Annotated in this window: 1 protein-coding gene; it reads left to right on the plus strand. The window is 51.7% G+C overall.

Going from position 1 to position 435, the window contains the following annotated elements; all coding sequences use genetic code 11:
* Positions 1 to 76: 76 nt before the first annotated feature.
* On the plus strand, positions 77 to 435 hold a 359-nt coding region (locus tag C5B91_RS21805; protein ID WP_158589941.1), incomplete at its 3' end, for a YciI family protein.

Below are 435 nucleotides of genomic sequence, written 5' to 3' on the forward strand. Positions count from 1 at the left end.
GCCGGAGCGGTGCAGAGCGCGGATCATATCCTTGAACTCTCGAATTCTTGTATACGGATTTGAAGGCATGAGAATGATGCTGATGATCAAAGCCACAGATTACTCCGAGACCGGTGTAAATTACAGCTCGGAGCACACGAAGAAGCTTCAAGAATACAAAACGATGCTGGCGCGAGAAGGCATACTGCTCGCAGAGGAAGAGCTTCAGCCGAGTACAAGAGGGATAAAAATCACGTATTCGCAAGATGGAAAGCCTGAGCTGCTGGCAGGTCCTTTTGAGGGGAACAGCAAGGAGCTTGTAGCAGCGTATTATGTGTTTGATGTGGAGACGGAGGAGGAAGCTGTGCAGTGGGCACTGCGAATGCCGATCGGGGCAGGTCAGGCTGGTCATGAGCTTGAGCTCAGATGGCTTGAAGAGAAGGGCGAACGAAAGCG

This window comes from Haloferax sp. Atlit-10N (assembly GCF_003586325.1).
GTDB lineage: Archaea > Halobacteriota > Halobacteria > Halobacteriales > Haloferacaceae > Haloferax > Haloferax prahovense.